Source organism: Paenibacillus sp. HWE-109 (assembly GCF_022163125.1).
GTDB lineage: Bacteria > Bacillota > Bacilli > Paenibacillales > NBRC-103111 > Paenibacillus_E.
In genome coordinates, this window is sequence record NZ_CP091881.1 from 3171188 (window position 1) to 3192875 (window position 21688).

A 21688-nucleotide genomic window follows, 5' to 3' on the forward strand; every position below is an offset into this window, starting at 1 on the left:
CGCTGTCAACTCCTTCTATACCTGATTGTCATCTTCAACCGCGAATTCAAAATCTGCTACATCGAACGCTTGAACAGGAATCTCCGCTTGGATGATTCTCTCAATGAAATCTAATTGATCAGTTAGAAGCGCTCCCTGCTCCTTGATCGAAGTAAGAATTAATTCCGTTTCGATGGGGTCAAATTGTTCTCCATAGGCTTCGTTATCAATGGCAAACACAACGAGTAAAGTCACATTTTCATTGATAGGAAGCGGCGGGCTTTTTCTCCATGGCATGGAAAGCGCTTTTTCTATTTTTTTCTTGTTAAAAGCTTCTTCAAAGAATGCAATCAGTTCGCCAATCATTTGTTTGACAAATCCATCGTCTTCTTCCTCCAGCATAATGGGTTCGCTTCCGGACTGCAGCTCATACAGCTCCTGAATACTGGTATAAGGGATTATATAAGTAACGGGCTGTCCGGGCAGCATCAATTGTCCGTGAACAGCTAACATAACAGCCTCTATAATAAACGTTTTGCTCATATTTATCACGCTCTCCTCTCTCTAAGGTAGTCCTTGCATTATTTCGATAAAAGCTGGATAAATCCTTTTTTTATGCAAACAAAACCGTTAGTCGCCAGGATCCAATTGATCACTTCGTACTAACGGTTCGTCTTTTATAAAATGCCATCGATGACCTCACGATCCTCTAATTGCGGCTGATAAGGCTTTTTTGAAAATCGATTCGCATAGGCAGAAGCTACATAACAATCTGGTTTTATTACAGGTACCATACCGACGGATTCAACACGCCGGACCATCTCTTGGACAAATTTGGCTGTCCGGTTCTTATTCTCATCATCCCCGGCATCAATATGAATATACATGTCGAAGGATGCACCTTGGTAGAGGTGAGGAAGCACAATATCTTCCATATCCTGTCTCTTCGTCTCGTCAAAGTACATAGCAATCTCTTCACTAAGCGCCGTTTCCATAGAAAGCTTCTCTCTAATCGAATGCAAAGCTCTGTGAACGATGACTTGCCGATAACACGCCCACGCTCCTTTTCCTAACCGTTGAATAACAACACCGGTAATGAACTTCGTATGACCGGAATGTACTTGACAATCCGTTCCGATAATGAACTTATAAGCAGCCGCGGGATCAAGTCGTATAAAGTGTAGAATACGTTCGTGTACCGTATCAAGGTCAAGTCCTCTTTCCGTCGTGTTCCGAAACTCCATGGGATGGCTTGTCGTCGAAGGTTTCAAAGATAGGGTTCTTCCTTTCTCCTTAGATTGAAGAAGAGGCGAATGCTGAAGCCAGCATTCGCCTCTATCTATAGTATATGGCAAAGTTCCCTAGATCGAACCATCTGTTATCGAATAACACTGCCGCCGAACAAAAAGCGATTCTCCCATTGCTTGCCATCGATCGTATCCACACGAACACCGCCAGATTCAATCGAATACGTATGAAGCAGGCTTCCATTGCCTAAGTAAATCCCAACATGTGTAATTGGTTCCGTCAGCGGGTTTACATTTTGATAATCTGAAGCTTTGCTTCCTTTGTAATTGCTGAAAAACATCAGATCGCCACGTTTCAAACTTGTCCAATCTTTGTTTACAGCTCCGAGAGATTTAACGAAATCACCCTGATCTCTGGACTCACCCGGAACAGAGAATCTAAGTGCATCCCAGAATATCGTTTGGATGAAATCGGAACAATCAAAAGTGGAAGTATCTCCACGAACAGATCCAAATTCATATGGCGTCCCTAAGTAAACATTGCCTGCAGCGATCACAGCTTCAATTTCATCTGCCACGGGTAAATTAGGTATGCTAACTGAAAAATCAGTGCTTATGTATTTACTGCTGGTGCTTACATATCCGCTTACACTACTACCATCCTGAATCTTGTACCAACTGTCATTCACTTTATCCGTAACCAGAACCTCTTCCCCTTTGCTGAGCATGCGAATGACCTTCGAACTGCTGTCTGATGTCGGTTGAGTGCGAAAGTTAACGCCATAAATGATTTTCGCATTACTGATCACTTTTATGTATTTGCTATTCGTTGAAACATATCCGCTTACGCCTTGAGCATCTTTAATTTTGTACCAATTGACAGTAACATAATCAGTCAAGGTAACAATTTCATTCGTTTTCAACATGCGAATCACATTGCTGGAAGTACTCGCTTGATCACGGAAACTCACACCTGAAACAATTTGCGCCTTCGTCGTGATCCCTTCATCTGCCATCGTCGCAGCAGGAAGTGCAAAAGCAAGTGCCATCACGAACATTCCCAAAACCATCGTCCATTTTCTCATCGTCTCTACCTCCAAAGAATGTGTTTGTCTAGCTGTGAGTTAGCTTTGTAAAGCCGATCTGACGATATGAGTAATTAGATCCGCTTTCCGCAACTTTCGACACCGAAAGATAGCAAAAAGGATAACCCCATAGCCTCAGCTGGGTTATCCTTTCCTGGTAGGAAGGTCCCATCGCATTCGGCAGCTGGCTAGCACTGTGTCGCAACACGAGAGCCCCTATAGCTTTGCGTCCCAAGCTTTCGCTCGGTTTGCCACTTCGTTGTGATGTGAATTTTTTCTTTCGTAGCCTAATTATAATTTGCGGGGGTGAATATCGAATATAGGCGCAAAGTTGCGTTTATTGTCGAAACCACAGAGGCTTGCTGCCTATTGACTAACCGCCTTAATTTTCCAGTTTACGAACCTCCGGTTTTCGTGTATGTGGCCAAAAAACGAGCAAATTCGGATCATTTTTCAGCTTCACATTACAGAGTTTCATCTCCCTTTCTTCAATCTCTACCACTTGCCATTCATGCGATGCTTGCTCCAAACGCTCCTCTACCAAAGATGCAAATTGCTCAACAGCTTCATCTTGTTCGAGCCAAAATTTGACGCCATAATAAGCTAATCCATAATGATTTACTAATCGGCAAGTGAACAATTGTTCACTCACTTTGTGCTGCAAGACATAGGGCATACCTTTCAACCTCCGATAAAAAGGCACGTTCACCACTCGGGTGAATGTGCCTTCCTGTTATAGTGTCAACTTATAAATAAGCATTCTCATGCTTGGCTTTCAACCGGTTCCAACGACGCTCGACTTCCGTTTCGAAGGATTTCAAAGAACCCTCGTACTCCGGCTTCGTCATATGCTTCGTTTTGCCCATCGTCTTGAGCCAATCGGATAACGGAATCTTCTTGCTCTTGTCCTCCGGATTATAGGTGATCGTCGTAACGCCATGCTCCACCTCATACAGCGGAAAGAAACACGAATCAACGGCCGCTCCAACGATATTGGAGCCTTCCTGATCGTCAGATAACCAGTTCAGCGGACAGGCGATTAGGATTTTACCATAGACCAGTCCCTCATGCTGCGCATACCACTGGGCCTTGGCAGCTTTTTTCACCAGATCCTGCGGATATGCTTCTGATCCCGTAAAGACATAAGGAATATGTGTAGCTGCCATAATTTGCGCCGTATCCTTATGATGAAATACTTTACCGCCTTGGTGTTTCCCTACGTTGGAAGTTGAAGTGCGGTGACCCATTGGCGTCGAATAAGATAATTGGGCTCCCGTATTCATATAGCCTTCGTTATCGTACTCGAGAATGATCATTTTATGATTCCGCAGCGCAGCTCCTATGGCTGGTCCCATCCCAATGTCCATACCGCCATCGCCGGTAATCATGACGAACGTGAAATCATCCTGCAAGCCAAGATGATCCAGTTCACCTCGACGCTTACGCTCCCAGAACATCTCTACAACGCCTGAGAGCGTTGCTGCGCCGTTCTGGAAGAGATTATGAATATACGTAGCTTTATGAGCCGAATACGGGTAGCCAGTCGTTACAACCATGGCACATCCCGTATGGAATATCGAAACAATATCGCCTTCAATGCCTTTGAAGAACAGCTCTAAACCAGAGAAAATGCCACAGCCCGGACAAGCGCCATGACCTGGCGCAATTCGCTTGGGCTTCTTCGTCAGCGCGCGCAGAGGCGGAATTCTTACATTCAGCTTACCTGTAGCTTCATCCGGTGTTACGGTTATGAGGCCTGTATTCAGGTCCTCATACTTCATCGGTGTCAGCACCCGCTTAGGCGCTTTGGATGGATCACCAGGCGTGTGCCCATAGTAATCGAAAGGCACATCCACTTTGCCGCTTTGTACAGCGTCAATGGCAAACTGGAACAGATTATGCCCATCCTCGGCATAAAAGTCCTTGCCACCTAAGCCGTAGATTCGGCTTATGACAAGCGTGTCCTTGTTCCCATGCGTGAACAAGGCCGCCTTAATTTCATTGACCATATTGCCGCCATGGCCGCCGTAAGAATCTGCGCGATCGCCAACCGTGATCGCCTTCACATGCTGCAAAGCTTCTGCGATCTGCTTGGCAGGGAAAGGACGGATCATGTTCGGCGCGATGGATCCGGCTTTAATGCCTTTCTCGCGGAGCTGGTCGACGACGTCCTTGATGATTTCGGATGCCGAATTCATCAGGAACACCGCGACTTCCGCGTCCTCCATCCGATAGAGCTCCAGAATCGGATAGTCACGGCCCGTCAAATCGGCATATTCTTGCCGAATGCGATCGTAAACCTCACCGGCATTGTACATAGCCATGGATTGTTGATAACAATTATTGATATAATCCGGTTCATTCATGTAAGGTCCAACCGTAATCGGATTATTACGATCTAACGTATCCGGAAAGCCTTGCGGCTGCTCGCCAATAAAGGCATGCACATCTTCTCGATGCGCGAACGTTTGTACCCTTCGCTTCTGATGCGATGTGAAATAGCCATCGGAGGCAACCAATACGGGTAAACGCACGGCTGGATCTTCGGCTAGCCGCAAAGCGATGATATTCATATCATAGACAGCCTGCGGGTCACGACACATAACAATTGGCCAACCTGTATTCAAAGCATAATACAAATCAGAGTGATCGCCATGAATATTGAGCGGACCAGATACGGAGCGGCAGACCAGATTCATAACCATCGGAAACCGTGTCCCGGATTGAACCGGCATCTGTTCCAGCATGTACAAATAGCCGTTAGCACTGGTCGCGTTGAAGACGCGGCCGCCAGCGGTTGAAGCACCATAGCATATGCCTGCAGAACCATGTTCCCCGTCTGCGGGGATGAGAACGATATCATGCTGCCCATTGGACTTCATGAGATCGAGGAATTGCGCGACTTCTGTAGATGGGGAAATAGGGAAATACCCCATGATATGATAATTGATTTGATGAGCTGCATAGGCTGCCATCTCGTTGCCTGACTCGTAGACAATGCGCTGCTCCACTTTGGCTTGCCCTAATTCCTTCTTGATATCAATGGACATGCGAGTAGTTCCACCCTTCTCCCATAAATACTCTCTAAGAGTTTATAGCTAGATTGAAACGATGCGGCATTCGATGACTATCGGCATATCCATCTTCTTCCCGCTCACTAGCGAGCGCATCCGTCGGACAAGCCTGTACACATTTAAGGCAGCCTTTGCAGTATTGATAATCAATGCCTTGCAAGAACATCTGTGGACGACCTTTTTTGTCAGGAAGTTCATCCCATACGAAGCAGAAGTCCGGACACACATTATCGCAAGAGGCACAGTGAATACATTTATCTTCATGAAAATGGGGCATCATCCCCGCGCGTGAAATACTGAGATCCTTCAAAACACTATTGCCGGGATTCGTAATCACTCCGCCAATGGACTGAGTTTCATACCCCAGAACAGGTGTATCAAAACGTACAAAATCAGGCATTGTCTCCCCTGCTGGAAGCGCATACGTTTGGAACACGACTTCATCGTATCCCCGGTCAAATGTTCGCAAGGCAGGCGCTACGGCAAGCGGATATTTCTTCTCCAAAGACTTGCGGATAACACCTCGCATCACCTCCGGATCAAGAAAATCACATAACCGGAACAACGCGCCAAGCATCGCCATGTTAACGCGATTCTTTTCCTCTAGTGAAATACCAATCGCATCAATAACCGCAATGGTACCGCCACGGAGCTTCATTTTTTCCTTGAGCTCATCTGGCGTTTTCGTTGAATTTACTAATACGGTACTATCTTCGTAGATGCCACTGATAACGTTTACAGTTTTGGAAAGCGATTCGTGAAATACACCAACAACGTGCGGTCGTTCTACGGGCGAAGTATCCCGTATTCTCGTATCCATGTCACAGAACCTGATATGTGCCTTCACTGCTGACCCTTTCTTCTCTGAACCATAAGAAGAAAAGCTAACCCCGTTCAAACCCACTCCGACAACACCTGCTTCAGCTAGCATCTTTCCCGCTAGATTTGCGCCGAGTCCGCCAATGGATTCCAGTCTAATCTCGAAAAAGCCGAGATCGTTCAATTTAGGTAAAGTTACCATGCAAGGTCTCCTTTCGAAAATGAACAGCATAAAGAATGAATAGTATGAATAGTAAATCTACTTTCATTGTAACAAGAAATCTCTGGTTATCAACCTTTTTTTGTCCTTGTCCTCAAAGCAAATAATCAATAATAAGCCCACAGCTGCCCAAATAATAACTGGATGTTCCCTTACTCTCCTCACTGGCTGGATCCTCTTTGATGGCGTCTTCACAATCCTCACATACGTTTACATAATCTTCGTCAAGCGGATTAAAGAAAACACCGCAAACCTGTGAGCACGCCTTCATCCTCATCTCTCCTCGTTTTCAAACCCAATGAATTTGTAAACGTTTGCACTCTAATTCTTATTCATTATACAGCCGCATGCAGCCATAACGCTATAAGTCTTTATCAAATCTTTAGCATTCAAAATGTACCATTTCTATTGATAAGGTCCAATTTTATGAGATAATGTAGAAATAATACAGATTCTGTCGTAATCTTTGGAAAGGACGGAATTCCTTTGCTCCATTCAGTCGTTTCTTATGAACTTCATAGCCTTTTCTACCTCATTACTGCGATCTTAATCCATTTAGTTCTTGCACCAATATTCATCTACAAAGATCAACAGCGTAAGTTTCTATTCGCCTTTATTTTAATGGCATTAATGATGTTGTACTGGCGGTACGAAGAAATTGATCCACTGATCTACTCTCTTCATTTTTTCCCGATTTGTTTAATTTCTGCCATCTTGTTCGTTGGTTTCATCCCCTCCTTTATGACATGGTTCTGTTTTAATATTGGCTGTTTGATCGTGCTCGATTACTATTGGCAGCCTGCTTTAGCAAGCAGCACATTATTGCTTATTTTCAGCTACTATGCACGCAATAAAGTAAACACCCATAGTCTCAAGACAAATTTTGTTTACGCTGCTGGCTTATTGGTTGTGTACGAAGTATTCTATGCGATAATGTCATCTTACATACGATCAAACATTTCTACCTATGTGCTTTACGTCTGGTTTTTCACTTTCCTTTCCTTAGCATTGATTACTTTTTTACTCTTTTATGTGAAGAAACACGAAATCCACAAACAACGGCTTACGGCGCTTGAAAAAGATCGCATGGTTGGACAATTAGCTGCCACCATTTCGCATGAGATCAGAAATCCACTAACATCTACCCGCGGCTTCATTCAACTTTTGGACCAAAAAGAGCTATCCATTCACGATCATAAACGTTATATCGATCTAGCTTTATCTGGTGTAGACCAAGCAAATACGATAATTAATGATTACCTGAACTATGCCAAACCTTCGACTGGCTTTCAAGAACAATTAGAAATCAAAGAGGAAATTGCAGCCGTTCTTCGCTTCATCACACCTTTTGCAACTGATCATCATGTCGTTATTGAGATCGCACACGAGAACGAAGCCCCCTTATTCATTCTGGGAGAATCCAAAAAGTTAAGGCAATGTCTGATGAATCTGATCAAAAATGCGATTGAATCTATGCCTGACGGGGGTACAATTTCACTGACGACCAGCAAGCCAACGAATGCCGTTCAAATATCCATTACAGACACTGGCATTGGCATGAGCAAGATGCAGCTCAATTCGTTAGGCATGCCCTTCTACACAACCAAAGAGCAAGGTACAGGTCTTGGACTCGTCGTCGTTATGAGTATTATCAAAATGATGAATGGCAAGATCTCCTTCTCGAGTCATTTGAACAAAGGCACTCAATGCTCGATTCTCTTTCAGCAATCATAAACTCCTATAGCCTTCCTTTAACAAGTCTGTTGATCTGTGTTATTCTGATAAGACAAGCGATCATCAACACAAGTGAAGGAGGGTTTTTGCTATGAATTCAGATTTCATCCAGATTAAATCACTGGAAGGCGACTTGAAGATGTCGCACAAGAAGCGCGGTCTCGGATTAACCGTCTCAACGAAAGAGTTGATACTTCACAAACCCCACATTAACTATTATTTCAAATTGGAACACATCGTGAGCATTGTTCCTTATGATAGTTCGGCGCTCAAATCAATCACATTTATTAATAAAAGCTCTGGTAATCAAGAAGCTGTTCATATGGCTATCGGTTCAGAGCACTATCGCATTTATGTTCAAGCTGCAACGATTCACAACCGAAGTGGATTATTCGAATTGGGACCTACCGATGTCATTATTCCTATCCATCCCACCATGCTGAACACGATAGCAGAATGTCTGCAACAGAATGGACTTACTATAGTCTAATCTACCTCAACAGCAAAAAAGCAACGGTGAAAGAGATCAGTACTCTCTCACCATTGCTTTTTTTATAAGTTCTCTTTGTCCTTCAAATAAACAAGCAAACGTTCACAACTTTCTTCAACCATTTCATAGACTTCTTGAAAGTTCCCCGTATAATAAGGATCTGGCACATCTTTGATGACCCGATCAGGAGCGAAATCCAGCAATTTATGAATGGAAGCTCGCTGCTCGCCTTCTACACGTTCAGGAGCAAATGAGGCCAGGTTGTGTACATTACTCTCATCCATTGCAATGATATATGTATACGCAATAAAGTCTGAGGGCTTGACTTGCCTCGCTCTGAGACCCTCATGATCAATCTGGTATTGATCCAGTATATCTCTCGTCCCTTGATGCGGCGGATGACCAATATGCCAATCACCTGTTCCAGCCGAGTCTATCGTAATCTTCGAATCAAGCTTCGCCTTCGTCACTTGGTGACGAAAAATAGCTTCAGCCATAGGCGACCGACATATATTTCCTAAACAAACGAATAAGACCTGTATCATACTTCACCAAATATGAGCATTTTCTCACGAAGGGTCAGAGATCTCGCAGGAATATCAAGCACAATTCTTCCTTCAGCAAGCCCCCAAATGCGTGTGGCATATCGCTCTGCCAGCTCGACCTGATGCAGTGTTGCAATTACACTCATATTGCGATCTTTGCACAAGGATTTTAAATCCTGAATGATATACTCCGTGGATTTGGGATCCAACCCGGACACAGGCTCATCAGCAACCAGCACCTTGGGCCCTAGAATCAGTGCTTTGGCAATCGCAACACGCTGCTGCTCACCTCCGCTTAATTGACCCACCTTCTTGTCGCCTTTATCCAGCAGACCGACCTTCTCCAAGTAATCCATGCCAACTACATGTTCATCCCGCGACGTCATTCCTGTCAGAATCCGCAAAGGAGCTTTGTAGATCTTGCCCATCATGACATTCTTGATCGCGCTCTTATTCCGGTTTAAAGATGGCTTTTCCTCAAGATAAGCGAAATCTTTGCCTAATTTGAATCGTTCTAGAGGCCCAGGCTTGGAAATATCATTGGATTTATAAATTAATTGTCCGCTTGTCCACTTTTCTTGATGACTTATACAGCGCAGTAAGGTCGTTTTCCCACTCCCGCTGCTTCCGATGACCGCAATAAATTCGCCTTCATCCACTTGAAAGCTGACCTGTGAAAGGACCTGAATATCTGGTGGATATACTTTACTTAAATTACGGACTGTAAGCATGACCATGTCTCCTTCGAGTAGGCATATTCTACCAAAACTTTCTTAGTCACAAGAAGTCGGCGGTTCTTCTGTACCTGCTTCAACATTGATCTTATCGGAAATGGTATCCCGGATCACGGACATGACCAGTTGCAATAGATAATTGATATCATCTTGCGTTTGTTTGAATTCATTGACGATTGGAATGCCATCCAACTCATCTTGCAGAACTTCAATCTCAGTTTCAATCTTTTCAACCATTTTTGCATTTTGGAACGTTTGGAAAGCAACGATTTCTTTCTGTTTCTTCTTAATAGCACTAATCAATACTTGAATATCAGGATTGGTGGCGATTTGTTTCTCCGCTTTTTGATAGAACTGAACTTCGTTTGAAGTTGTTAACAAATTCGCTAGTTCCTTAGCTTTGGACAAAATATCTTCGCGTACAATCATTTCTGTATTTGTAAACTCCTCAACTTTGAAAGCATGAGGTTGATTATCATGATGATCATGGTCACATTGAGACATCTGAGCACACTCCTGTTCGTTTAACTTGCTATTAAATAGACATTTTCAAAGGTGTGCTGACAATCTCACCTTTAAGAATCCACGTTTGCGCATGTGTCACATTGACCTCAACCATGCGACCAATGAGTTCACTTGAACCCGTGAAATGGATCAATTTATTCGTCCGTGTCCGACCTGCCAAGACATCTGGGTTGTTCTTGCTTTCACCTTCAACGAGAACTTCTACGGTTTGGCCCAGCAACTTGTCATTGCTCGCTTTACTATGCGCGTTCACTAACTCATTCAGGCGATACAACCGTTGTTTCTTAACTTCCATCGGCACATTGTCTTCCATGCCAGCCGCAGGTGTTCCTTCCCGAGGGGAGTAAATGAACGTAAAGGCGAAATCGAAACCTACTTCCTCATACAGCGACATGGTTTCATCAAACTGCTCGTCTGTTTCCCCTGGGAAACCAACGATAATATCTGTTGTCAGAACAACGTCTGGCAGCGTTTCTTTAATTTTGCGAGCAAGAGTTAAGTAATGATCTCTGGAGTACTTGCGGCTCATCCGTTTAAGCACTTCACTACTTCCAGCTTGTACTGGCAAATGAATATGTTCGACCAAATTCCCGCGTTTTCCTAAAACTTCGATCAGCTGATCGTCGAAATCACGTGGATGCGAAGTCGTGAATCGAATGCGCGGAACATCAATTTTGCGAATATCGTCCATCAGTTGAGCGAAAGAATACGTAATATCTTCAAAGTCTTTGCCATAGGCATTGACATTCTGTCCAAGTAAGGTGATTTCTTGAAACCCTTGGCGAGCCAAGTCTCTAACTTCAGCCAGTACGTCCTGCGGTCTGCGGCTTCTCTCTTTACCGCGTGTATACGGCACAATACAGTAGGTACAGAACTTATCACAGCCGTACATAATATTGACCCAAGCGCGTATTCCTTCCCGCTTCTTAGGTAAGTTCTCCACGATGTCGCCTTCTTTGGACCATACCTCTACAACCATTTCTTTGTTAAAGAAGGCATCCTTCAACAAAGCAGGCAATCGATGAATATTGTGCGTACCAAAGATCAAATCAACAAAAGCATGCTTTTGCATAATCCGATTAACAACAGCTTCTTCTTGCGACATGCAACCGCAAACACCAAGCACCAATCCTGGTTTCTGAGCTTTCAAAGCCTTCAAGTGTCCTAGTTCACCGAACACCTTATCTTCTGCATTTTCCCGAATCGCGCATGTGTTCAACAAGATCACATCTGCTTGATTTTTATCCTCAGTCGTTTGATAGCCCATTTGCTCAAGCAGGCCCTTCATCACTTCTGTATCGTGCTCATTCATCTGGCATCCGTAAGTGCGAATTAAATAATATTTATCTTTGCCGAACTCCTGCATCTCCTCAGGAATCATGAAATCATAATGAACGGCGATCTCTTCTTTTCCGCGCTTCTTAGCATCTGTCAGTGAAGGAGGCTGAAAATATTGGGAATAATCCTTATCGGATTTCACTTGGTTAGCCACTTTCGTTCCTCCTAAGAGTTTTGCTTGTGAAAACTTGCTTTATTTACAAATAAATACGCAACTTTAATTATAGCATCTCAAGCCTACTTAGCACAAAAGGAAATTACCATCTGACTGAAAACGTGGTATCCGAGGACTAATCAAGCAGCTCGGCTAGATCTCCTGTCTTTACACCTGCTGCATTTCCCTCGTCTGTATCAATATGCATGTCCAAGGCATATTGATCTGATACTCGTGCAATAACATTCTCAAATACTAATGGGCGCTCCCCATTCATTCTAACACGCAGCATTTGTTTATCCTTAATACCCCATTTGTCTGCATCGGAGGTATGGAAGTGAATATGCCGAGCTGCAACAATAACCCCTCTCTCCAACTCTACCTCACCTTTTGGACCAATCACGCGAAGTCCAGGTGTATCTTCTATGTATCCTGATTCCCTAACTGGGGGTTTGATGCCGAGTGAAAAGGAATCCGTCCGGGAAATTTCAATTTGCGTATGGGGGCGGGCAGGACCGAGAATCCGCACTTTCTCAAATTTACCTTTGGGTCCGACGATCGTTACCGTCTCTTCTGCCGCGAATTGTCCTGGTTGGGAAAGATCCTTGAAATGCGTGAGTTCGTAGCCTTCGCCAAATAAAGTTTCGATGTGATCTGGAGATACATGTATATGTCGAGCTGATACGCCTACTGGAATAGTCTTCATTGTTGTTCATCCTTTATCGTTGATATAGTTGTCAGTATTGCCGCTCAGCAAAAAGGGCATACGGAGTTTCTCCATATGCCCTCAAGTTAGAAAACGTATTATTTAAACTCAGTAAGCATTTTGTTGAAATCCGCTTCTGAAATCTGAAGATTTTGTTTCGAAAGTCCTTCTTTAGCAAAAGTAGGAATGGAATCTTCGTAGCTTTTTTTGTCTTTGTTTTGGTAAATGATACCAGTCAACATGGAGTTTGTTTCCATGATTTTGGTCATTGCCATAACGCGGTTCGTGTAATCATAGTCAGGAATTTCATCCAGATCTACGATGTTCTCTTTGAACCAGTCATAAGTGTTTACTTTGTTGAAAGTTACACACGGACTGAATACGTTGATTAGGGAGAAACCTTTGTGGTTCAAACCAGCTTCGATAACAGCTGTTAACTGTTTCAAGTTGCTGGAGAAAGATTGAGCAACGAAAGTTGCACCTGCAGCCATAGCTACTTCTAACGGAGAAATCGCCGACTCGATTGTACCTAGTGGTGTGCTTTTCGTTTTGAAGCCTTCCGCACTACGTGGGGATGCTTGCCCTTTCGTCAAACCGTAGATTTGGTTATCCATTACGATGTAAGTAACATCGATGTTACGACGAATCGCATGAACAGTATGTCCCATACCGATTGCGAAGCCGTCACCATCACCGCCGGATGCGATAACTGTCAAATCACGGTTAGCCATTTTCACACCTTGTGCGATTGGCAATGATCTACCATGAATCGTATGGAAACCATAAGCATTGATGTATCCGGAGATACGTCCGGAACAACCGATACCGGAAACAATTGCTAAACCTTCAGGCTCTAAACCAACATTAGCAGCTGCACGCTGAATAGCCGCTTGTACGGAGAAATCTCCGCATCCTGGACACCAGTTTGGCTTAACATTGTTGCGAAAATCTTTTAATGTTGCCATGCTAAAGTCAACTCCTTACATTTTTGTTCAATTTCTGCTGGTAAGAACGGATTTCCGTTGTATTTAAGCACATTTTTAATTTTATCCGCATGACCTACATGCAGTTTAATTTGATCAGCTAATTGGCCAGTTGCATTGTTTTCAACAACGATAACCGTTTTGGCTTTTTCAATGTATGGACGCAATTGCTCAGCTGGGAACGGATGAATCAAGCGAACTGTTGCATGGTTCGTTTTGATGCCTTCCAACTCAACGCGGCGGCGAGCTTCGTCAATGGTTCCACCCGTTGAACCCATACCGATAATTAGAAGATCTGGGTTTTCGTGCGTAGCATCCACTTTGATAGCGTCCGTCACTTGGATGTGTTTCAACTTCTCAAGACGTTTATCCATCATGCGTTGACGGTTCTCCGTGCTCTCGGATGGACGACCCGTTTGGTCATGCTCAACCCCAGTAACATGGTGAATACCATTTTTGACGCCTGGAATGATACGTGGTGATACACCGTTTTCTGTGAACTCGTAACGCTTGAACAATTGGTTTGCTTCTTGCTCAGGAGCTTCAGTTACCAATGCTCCGCGGTCAATCACGATACGGTTGTAATCCAGCATTTCTGCGGATTGTTTACCTAGGGAAAGCTGAAGATCTGTCATCAAGATAACTGGAACTTGATATTTCTCAGCAAGGTTGAACGCTTCAATTGTATCGTAGAAGCACTCTTCAATCGTACTTGGGGACAACACGATTTTGGGAATCTCACCGTGAGTTCCATAAACCATTGCGTTCAAGTCGGACTGTTCCTGTTTCGTTGGAAGACCTGTACTTGGACCACCGCGCTGAGTATCTACGATAACAACTGGTGTTTCTGTCATACCTGCAAGGCCAATTGCTTCCATCATCAAGGACAGACCAGGACCGGCAGAAGCTGTCAATGCACGAGCACCAGCGTAGTTAGCGCCAATTGCCATTGTACATGCTGCGATTTCGTCCTCCGTTTGGATCACTGTACCACCGAATTTAGGAAGTGCTTTAATTAAGTACTCCATAACTTCGGATGCTGGTGTAATTGGGTAAGCCGGCATAAAGCGGCAACCTGCTGCTACCGCTCCAAGAGCGATTGCATCATTTCCGATCATAAACAATTTTTGTTCGCCGTCGGCAGGTTCCAATTGAAAATCAAGGATAGGACCGCCTGCAAGTTCCAGAACGGATTCAGCACCTTTACGAACAGCTTCGATGTTCTTCTCAACAACAGCTGCGCCTTTACGGCCAAACTCTTCTTCAACAGCTTTATTAAACACATCAAGCGGCAAACCGAGCAGTGCCCAAGAAGCACCTGATGCGGCCATGTTCTTAAATAGGGATGTCCCTAGTTCTTCTGCGATTGCAGTAATCGGAACTGGAAACAGACGTGCTTTGATGCCTTCAGGTAATACAGGATTAAATTTAGCGTCTGCTACGATAACCCCATTGTCACGAAGCTCGTGAGCATTGAAATCAATACTTTCTTGGTCAAAAGCAACCAAAATGTCCAAATCGTCTGAAATTGCGCGAATCGGTTTAGTGCTGATGCGAATCTTGTTATTCGTATGTCCCCCCTTAATCCGTGAAGAGAAATGACGGTACCCATACAAATAGTAACCGAGACGGTTCAATGCAGTAGAGAAAATGCGGTCTGTACTTTCGACCCCTTCACCCTGCTGACCTCCGATTTTCCAAGATAACTGACTAATCACCGTACGTCCACTCCTTTTGATTGTAGCTGCATGAAGACATTAATAAGCTAATTGTTTAGTAAATGAAGATGATTCAATAAAAATTTTCTTTCACTTGTCAACCAAATTCTATGCCTTTATGGATCAAATTGCAAGGGGTACAAACGATTCTAAAAGATAGAGTTTTTAGATTGAATCCATATCAATATTAGATTGATTATGAAAATTCATTTCGGAAGGTTCTGAAGCATGAAATTGCGCCAATTGCCATACAAAAAAGCCTCAACTTGTGATTCCCTATAGTTTTTACATAAAGCCTCTATTATATTTCCGTATTGTCCGGCATGTCGTAAACCTTTGATCCACTGTTCAATGCCATCAAAATCAGAACCAAACCCAATATGCCGCTCCCCTCCTAAGGCACAAACATAGTCGATATGTTTCAACAAAGCTGCGATCGGGACAGTCATAACAGCGCTATCTACAAAGTAAGGTACGAACGTGATTCCGATGTTGCCCTTACATTGAATGATAGCTTTAATTTGATCGTCTGATAAATTTCTTGGATGGGGACATACTTTCTGAGCATTGGAATGGGAAGCGATAAAAGGTTTGCTGTACATTTCAATCAGTTCCCAGAAAGCCGCTGTAGACAAGTGTGACACATCTACTATTATACCCATAGTTTCTAATTCTTTTAACATCAGTTTACCTTTTCTTGTGAATCCGCCTTTTCTAGGCTCCATGACGCCGTCTGCTGCCCAATTGGCATAGTTCCAAGTCAAGCCGATGCTTCTAACTCCCAAGTACTGCAGGATTCGCAAATGCGTCATATTCCCAGCGAGAGCATCTACCCCTTCAAGTGTTAAAATAGCCCCAATCAGGTCCCCCGCTTCAACAATGCGCCAGTCAGCCTCGCGCTGAATAAAATGCATGCCTGGATGTTGAACGATTTGCCGATGAAACACATCGACCATTTGCAGTATGTGATCAAAGGTAGGTTGTTGAATAGAATCCGACAGATAGATGGCGAAGCATTGCACCTTGACTCCTGCCTGTTTGAGTCTTGGATAACTGACATCAAGTTCCTGCTCTTCTATGCCGAATTGAAGCTTAGGATTCATATACAGTTTCGTGAGCGCATCGCAATGACCATCCATGATTTTGATTTTCATCCAACCTGCCTCCTCTGTTTAGATCCAAACAAAACAAAAACCTCTATCATAGAGGTCTTATCGCACAAGAAATGAGAAAAAACCTGTCTACAAAGTAAACAGGCGTCGTGCTGTATGTATATTGCCGTAATCTAGCGCGGCTCAACAATTAATTTAATGGCCGTCCGATCTTCCCCGTCAATCACAATATCTGTGAAGGCTGGTACACAAATGAGGTCAACTCCACTAGGCGCCACAAATCCTCTTGCGATAGCTACTGCTTTGATGGCTTGGTTAAGGGCTCCTGCACCAATAGCTTGGAGCTCAGCGGCTCCACGCTCACGCAAAACACCTGCCAATGCACCTGCTACGGAGTTTGGATTGGACTTTGCTGAAACTTTCAATACATCCATGAATAGTACCTCCTCGGGAATGATGGATAGATTCCATTAACCATCATATTCCCCAGGCCGGCTAAACATGTCAGTTCACTAAAATTGAAAATTCGAAATTTTCTGACCTGTGGCGCTAATCCATAAACACTTGATCTTCATCATAACGTATGAGATTAATGCTTTTGGCTAATCCCGTCTGATCGTTGAGCTCAATCACCACAGCATGGAAATGCCATTTCCCTTCATCCGTGACGAAACGCACTGGCAACTGTGTTTTAAATTTCTGCAGCACCGCATTGCGTTCTACGCCTAGAATGCCATCGCGTGGTCCAACCATCCCCACATCAGTTACATAAGCAGTTCCTTGCGGCAAAACACGATTATCATTCGTTTGAACATGCGTATGCGTCCCTACGACAGCTGAGGCCTTTCCGTCCAAATGCCAACCCATGGCAATTTTCTCCGAGGTCGCTTCTGCGTGAAAATCGACGAAAACGAATTTATGCTTTTTCTTATCAGCTTCAAGAATCTCATCCACTTTGCGGAACGGGCAATCGATCGGCGGCAAGAACGTCCGGCCTTGCAAATTGATAATTAATAGCTCTTGGTCTTTCACTTTAATGACCGTATGTCCTCTCCCCGGTGTACCCGGCGGAAAGTTAGCAGGTCTAATCATTTTCTCATCACGATCGATAAAATCGAATATTTCTTTCTGATCCCATGTATGATTGCCCATTGTAAGGGCCTGAATGCCCATCTCATAGATTTCTTTGGCAATAGCTGAGGTAATGCCCTTCCCAGCTGCCGCGTTCTCCCCATTGGCAATAAAGACAGCGTGAGGATGTGCTTGCTTTAATCTTGGCATAATGTTCTTTAGTGCTTTCCTACCTACGGATCCAACGATATCTCCAATAAACACAATTTTCATAACTTCTATATAGCTCCTTTTCAAACCCTGCATAGTCCCGCGATGATGATTTCAAGCATTTGCCTTAAAAATAAGGAAAAGTGGCTATATCAGCCACTTTTCACATTTTTTCTTATTTAGCGTACTCCACTGCTCTGGTTTCACGAATGACCGTAACCTTAATATGTCCTGGATAATCGAGTTCACCCTCGATTTTCTTGGTAATATCACGGGCTAGACGGAACGCTTCGGTATCATCCACTTTCTCAGGTTGAACCATAACGCGCACTTCACGACCCGCTTGAATGGCGTAAGACTTCTCTACACCCTCAAAGGATTCAGAAATTTCTTCAAGTTTCTCCAGACGTTTAATGTACGTTTCTAGAGTCTCTCTGCGTGCTCCCGGTCTTGCTGCGGATAAAGCATCAGCAGCCCCAACTAGCATTGCGATAACAGACGTTGCTTCCACGTCACCGTGATGTGAAGCAATACTGTTAATAACGACTGGATGCTCCTTGTACTTCTTGCCAATCTCAACACCGATTTCCACGTGTGATCCTTCGACCTCGTGGTCAAGTGCCTTACCGATGTCATGAAGCAGCCCGGCACGTTTCGCCAAAGTTACGTCTACCCCGAGCTCCCCGGCCATCAGACCAGCCAGATAAGCTACTTCCATGGAATGTTTCAACACGTTCTGACCGTAACTTGTTCTAAATTTCAGACGTCCCAAAATTTTGATCAAATCAGGATGCAAACCATGTACACCAACCTCGAAAGTGGCTTGCTCTCCGTATTCGCGGATACGCTCGTCCACTTCCTTGCGGGATTTCTCAACCATTTCTTCGATCCGCGCTGGATGAATACGTCCATCAGCAACCAGTTTCTCCAAAGAGGTACGAGCGATTTCGCGTCGGATGGGATCAAATCCAGATAAAATAACAGCTTCTGGCGTATCATCAATGATGAGGTCGATACCCGTTAATGTTTCAAGTGCACGAATATTACGTCCTTCACGACCGATAATGCGGCCTTTCATTTCTTCATTAGGCAATGAAACAACGGAAACCGTCGTCTCAGCAACGTGATCTGCCGCGCATCGTTGAATAGCGAGCGTGATGATCTCACGAGCTTTCTTATCGCCTTCTTCTTTGGCTTGTTGTTCAATTTCTTTAATCAACTGTGCCGTTTCGTGACGTACTTCCTGTTCTACGTTGGTGAGGATGATGCTTTTCGCTTCCTCCATTGTAAGACCGGAAATCCGCTCTAACTCCGAAACTTGGCTCTTATACAGCTGATCAATTTGTGTTTGTGTATCCTCGATCCGCTTCTCTTTGTTGGCAACTTGCTCTTCTTTACGCTCGAGAGATTCTAATTTTTTATCCAGCGATTCCTCTTTTTGCAACAATCGTCTTTCTTGTCGTTGTATTTCATTCCGACGTTCACGAATGTCTTTTTCAGCTTCGGACCTTAGCTTATGCACTTCGTCCTTTGCTTCCAGAACCGTTTCTTTTTTCAGTGCTTCTGCTTCCTTCTTGGCAGATTCTCTAATCTGTTCAGCGGCTGTTTCAGCACTGGAAATTTTCGCTTCTGCAAGAGATTTACGGATAAAATAACCAATCCCTAAGCATGCAGCTCCAACAATGAGAATGATCGCGACCCAGATGAAAGACATCATCTTGTTCACCTCCTCGTTGGTTTCTCCAAGGTGTTAGCCTGGGATTCCGTTCGGTTTTTTAATCCGATTTTTAATTGTTTGGCTAGTCATACATACCCTATTGATGAAAAAGAGTATGGCTTTTAAATGAATGCGCACTGTGCGTTAGAGGCACTATAGTGCTAATAATCCATAATCAACAGTGTAAAAATTGGCGGTTTCTACATCTGTTCCCTCAAAATCAATGATAGAAGTATGATTTTGAACAAATTATGAAAATATACACTGTTATTTTATCTTTTGTCGAAGAAGCTTGTCAAGCGAATGTCATGGATTCACTCACAAGAGTCCCAAACTATGGTTAATGACATTAACTAAACATCTTTTTAATTAACGACATTAACTATCGAAAGCATCATCGATGAAATCAAACTCTTCGTCGTTAGGTTCGCTGCTGACTTGGGCCAAAACCTTGGTAACAATAGATCCTGTATACCCCCGGCGCATCAAAAAGGCGCCTGTTTTTCTTTTGCGATCCATCGTTTTTCCTGAGGTTTGTTTCCATTTTGTTTGAGCCAGTTTCATAGCTCCCGCAAATTCATCATCAGGATTGATCGTTTCCATTGCATTTTTTACCAATTCCTTATCGATGCCTTTTTGTTGAAGTTCCTGACGAACCAAGTTCCGACCTTTGCGTTGCGTAATAATCCGACTGTCTGTCCACATTTTCGCAAACTCTTCATCATTGAGATAATTCTGTTCAGCCATCTTCTCACATGCCCAATCGATGACTGCAGCTTCGTACCCCGCTTCTTTCAGCTTGCGTTTAACTTCGATTGCCGAATGAGGGCGACGCCCGATAATACGTATCGCTTTTAGGTAGGCACTATTACGTTCTTCATCTATCGTAATTTTCTCAACATCCTGTTGATTAATAATTTCTCCCTTAACTAATCGATGCTTGATCAAAATATCTTCATGAACCGAGAATGCGTACTCCTCATTGATAAAAATATTATAGCGATGCCTGCCTTTTTTTTGTTTCTCAACCAGCGTAATTATTGACAATGTGTGCTCTTCATCGCTCATATCCAGCCAACTCCCCTAAAATGAAAAGCACCTTAACCCAAGGTTAAAGGTGCTTTCCTCTATGATTTAAATGTTATTCGAAAGCAACTTCCAATTCATCTTCGTCCTCATCTTCGTTTAGACCAACAGCTTTGATTAAGTTGCTGTTTTCACGAATTTTCAGCTCTATCGTTTCGGAAATAGCTTTGTTGTCTTTCAAGAATTGCTTCGCATTCTCACGACCTTGACCCAGTCGCTCGCCTTCATACGAGTACCAAGCTCCGCTCTTATTAACGATATCCATCTCTGTACCGATATCAATAATACTGCCTTCGCGGGAAATACCCTCGCCATACATAATATCAACTTCCGCTTGTTTGAATGGAGGCGCTACTTTATTCTTAACGACCTTAATTCTTGTACGGTTACCGACCATGTCATTTCCTTGTTTGATCGTTTCAATACGACGAACATCAAGTCGTACAGAGGAGTAAAACTTCAATGCGCGACCACCAGGCGTTGTCTCTGGGTTACCAAACATGACGCCAACTTTTTCACGCAGTTGGTTGATGAAGATCGCAATAACTTTGGACTTGTTAATTGCACCTGAAAGTTTACGAAGAGCTTGAGACATCAAACGAGCCTGCAAACCAACGTGTGAATCGCCCATCTCGCCTTCAATTTCCGCTTTCGGAACAAGCGCAGCAACCGAGTCGATGACGATGATATCCACTGCGCCACTGCGTACAAGCGCTTCAGCGATCTCTAAAGCTTGCTCACCCGTGTCTGGTTGGGATAATAGAAGCTCATCTATGTTAATACCAAGTTTACTTGCGTAAGAAGGATCCAAGGCATGTTCAGCATCAATAAAGGCAGCTTGTCCGCCAACTCTCTGTACTTCTGCAATCGCGTGAAGGGCTACCGTCGTTTTACCTGAAGATTCCGGACCGTAAACTTCAATAATTCTTCCGCGTGGGAATCCACCTATACCTAGTGCAATATCAAGCGCAAGCGCTCCAGTTGAAATCGTTTCAACTTGCATATGCGTAGACTCTCCAAGTTTCATGATGGAGCCTTTACCGAACTGTTTTTCAATTTGACGTAGTGCATTATCAAGTGCTGCGCGACGATCTGTCAAAACAATCACTTCCTTCTTCTATCATTATAGGTATATGATAAC

Annotated in this window: 22 protein-coding genes and 1 riboswitch; of the genes, 2 read left to right on the forward strand and 20 right to left on the reverse strand. The window is 43.8% G+C overall.

All coding sequences use genetic code 11. The features are described from left to right. Nucleotides 1–15: 15 nt before the first annotated feature. The 7 genes from LOZ80_RS13020 to LOZ80_RS13050 all read right to left on the reverse strand — a co-directional run bounded on the left by LOZ80_RS13020 (nt 16) and on the right by LOZ80_RS13050 (nt 6695). The gene (locus LOZ80_RS13020; protein WP_189013043.1) at nt 16–522 is read right to left on the reverse strand and encodes an ADP-heptose synthase; all 507 of its coding nucleotides are present in this window, start codon (nt 520–522) and stop codon (nt 16–18) included. 134 nt (nt 523–656) lie between these two features. Then, nucleotides 657–1250, reverse strand: coding sequence for a ribonuclease H-like YkuK family protein (locus tag LOZ80_RS13025; protein ID WP_238171836.1), 594 nt, complete (start codon nt 1248–1250; stop codon nt 657–659). Nucleotides 1251–1357: 107 nt separating this feature from the next. Then, nucleotides 1358–2311 carry a C40 family peptidase gene (locus LOZ80_RS13030; protein ID WP_238171837.1) on the reverse strand — a complete coding sequence of 318 codons (954 nt, stop codon included), beginning with the start codon at nt 2309–2311 and terminating at the stop codon, nt 1358–1360. A gap of 176 nt (nt 2312–2487) precedes the next feature. Further along, nucleotides 2488–2574: riboswitch (cyclic di-GMP riboswitch) on the reverse strand. A 119-nt stretch (nt 2575–2693) separates the two neighbouring features. Continuing rightward, nucleotides 2694–2987 (reverse strand): hypothetical protein, encoded by a 294-nt coding sequence (locus LOZ80_RS13035; RefSeq protein WP_238171838.1) that lies wholly within the window; start codon nt 2985–2987, stop codon nt 2694–2696. 70 nt (nt 2988–3057) lie between these two features. Continuing rightward, a complete protein-coding gene (locus tag LOZ80_RS13040; RefSeq protein WP_238171839.1) occupies nt 3058–5361 on the reverse strand; it encodes a thiamine pyrophosphate-dependent enzyme in 2304 nt (767 codons plus the stop codon). Between the two features lie 34 nt (nt 5362–5395). Then, nucleotides 5396–6406 carry a 2-oxoacid:acceptor oxidoreductase family protein gene (locus LOZ80_RS13045; protein ID WP_238171840.1) on the reverse strand — a complete coding sequence of 337 codons (1011 nt, stop codon included), beginning with the start codon at nt 6404–6406 and terminating at the stop codon, nt 5396–5398. A 112-nt stretch (nt 6407–6518) separates the two neighbouring features. Further along, nucleotides 6519–6695 carry a hypothetical protein gene (locus LOZ80_RS13050; protein ID WP_238171841.1) on the reverse strand — a complete coding sequence of 59 codons (177 nt, stop codon included), beginning with the start codon at nt 6693–6695 and terminating at the stop codon, nt 6519–6521. A gap of 215 nt (nt 6696–6910) precedes the next feature. Here LOZ80_RS13050 and LOZ80_RS13055 point away from each other — a divergent pair, with 215 nt between their 5' ends. Both LOZ80_RS13055 and LOZ80_RS13060 read left to right on the forward strand, forming a co-directional pair. After that, nucleotides 6911–8158: an ATP-binding protein gene (locus LOZ80_RS13055; RefSeq protein ID WP_238171842.1), complete on the forward strand. Its 1248-nt coding sequence runs from the start codon at nt 6911–6913 to the stop codon at nt 8156–8158. Between the two features lie 91 nt (nt 8159–8249). Then, nucleotides 8250–8648, forward strand: a complete 399-nt coding sequence (locus LOZ80_RS13060) for a hypothetical protein (RefSeq protein WP_238171843.1) — start codon at nt 8250–8252, stop codon at nt 8646–8648. A 62-nt stretch (nt 8649–8710) separates the two neighbouring features. Here the strand turns inward: LOZ80_RS13060 and LOZ80_RS13065 are convergent, their stop codons facing one another. The 13 genes from LOZ80_RS13065 to recA all read right to left on the reverse strand — a co-directional run bounded on the left by LOZ80_RS13065 (nt 8711) and on the right by recA (nt 21646). Then, entirely contained in the window at nt 8711–9193 is a 483-nt protein-coding gene (locus tag LOZ80_RS13065; protein ID WP_238171844.1) for a low molecular weight protein-tyrosine-phosphatase, read from the reverse strand. Further along, nucleotides 9190–9924: a phosphonate ABC transporter ATP-binding protein gene (locus LOZ80_RS13070; protein ID WP_238171845.1), complete on the reverse strand. Its 735-nt coding sequence runs from the start codon at nt 9922–9924 to the stop codon at nt 9190–9192. Before LOZ80_RS13070 ends, LOZ80_RS13065 begins: the two co-directional genes overlap by 4 nt. Nucleotides 9925–9966: 42 nt before the next feature. Then, nucleotides 9967–10431 carry a YlbF/YmcA family competence regulator gene (locus tag LOZ80_RS13075; RefSeq protein WP_238171846.1) on the reverse strand — a complete coding sequence of 155 codons (465 nt, stop codon included), beginning with the start codon at nt 10429–10431 and terminating at the stop codon, nt 9967–9969. Between the two features lie 31 nt (nt 10432–10462). Then, nucleotides 10463–11944, reverse strand: coding sequence for a tRNA (N6-isopentenyl adenosine(37)-C2)-methylthiotransferase MiaB (gene miaB, locus LOZ80_RS13080; protein WP_238171847.1), 1482 nt, complete (start codon nt 11942–11944; stop codon nt 10463–10465). 136 nt (nt 11945–12080) lie between these two features. Continuing rightward, nucleotides 12081–12650 carry a phosphate propanoyltransferase gene (gene pduL / locus LOZ80_RS13085; protein ID WP_238171848.1) on the reverse strand — a complete coding sequence of 190 codons (570 nt, stop codon included), beginning with the start codon at nt 12648–12650 and terminating at the stop codon, nt 12081–12083. A 98-nt stretch (nt 12651–12748) separates the two neighbouring features. Then, nucleotides 12749–13615: a 2-oxoacid:ferredoxin oxidoreductase subunit beta gene (locus LOZ80_RS13090; RefSeq protein WP_189013019.1), complete on the reverse strand. Its 867-nt coding sequence runs from the start codon at nt 13613–13615 to the stop codon at nt 12749–12751. Then, nucleotides 13603–15351, reverse strand: a complete 1749-nt coding sequence (locus LOZ80_RS13095; RefSeq protein ID WP_238171849.1) for a 2-oxoacid:acceptor oxidoreductase subunit alpha — start codon at nt 15349–15351, stop codon at nt 13603–13605. Before LOZ80_RS13095 ends, LOZ80_RS13090 begins: the two co-directional genes overlap by 13 nt. Before the next feature lie 206 nt (nt 15352–15557). Beyond that, nucleotides 15558–16505: a dipeptidase gene (locus tag LOZ80_RS13100; RefSeq protein ID WP_238171850.1), complete on the reverse strand. Its 948-nt coding sequence runs from the start codon at nt 16503–16505 to the stop codon at nt 15558–15560. Nucleotides 16506–16636: 131 nt separating this feature from the next. Beyond that, on the reverse strand, nt 16637–16897 hold the full coding sequence (locus LOZ80_RS13105; RefSeq protein ID WP_028558349.1) for a stage V sporulation protein S: 261 nt from the start codon (nt 16895–16897) through the stop codon (nt 16637–16639). Between the two features lie 115 nt (nt 16898–17012). Beyond that, nucleotides 17013–17807: a TIGR00282 family metallophosphoesterase gene (locus LOZ80_RS13110; RefSeq protein ID WP_238171851.1), complete on the reverse strand. Its 795-nt coding sequence runs from the start codon at nt 17805–17807 to the stop codon at nt 17013–17015. Between the two features lie 112 nt (nt 17808–17919). After that, on the reverse strand, nt 17920–19461 hold the full coding sequence (gene rny / locus LOZ80_RS13115) for a ribonuclease Y (protein WP_189013011.1): 1542 nt from the start codon (nt 19459–19461) through the stop codon (nt 17920–17922). A 378-nt stretch (nt 19462–19839) separates the two neighbouring features. Beyond that, on the reverse strand, nt 19840–20529 hold the full coding sequence (locus LOZ80_RS13120; protein ID WP_238171852.1) for a regulatory protein RecX: 690 nt from the start codon (nt 20527–20529) through the stop codon (nt 19840–19842). 73 nt (nt 20530–20602) lie between these two features. After that, complete coding sequence (gene recA / locus LOZ80_RS13125) at nt 20603–21646, reverse strand: recombinase RecA (RefSeq protein WP_283214760.1); 1044 nt, start codon at nt 21644–21646, stop codon at nt 20603–20605. Nucleotides 21647–21688 lie beyond the last annotated feature (42 nt).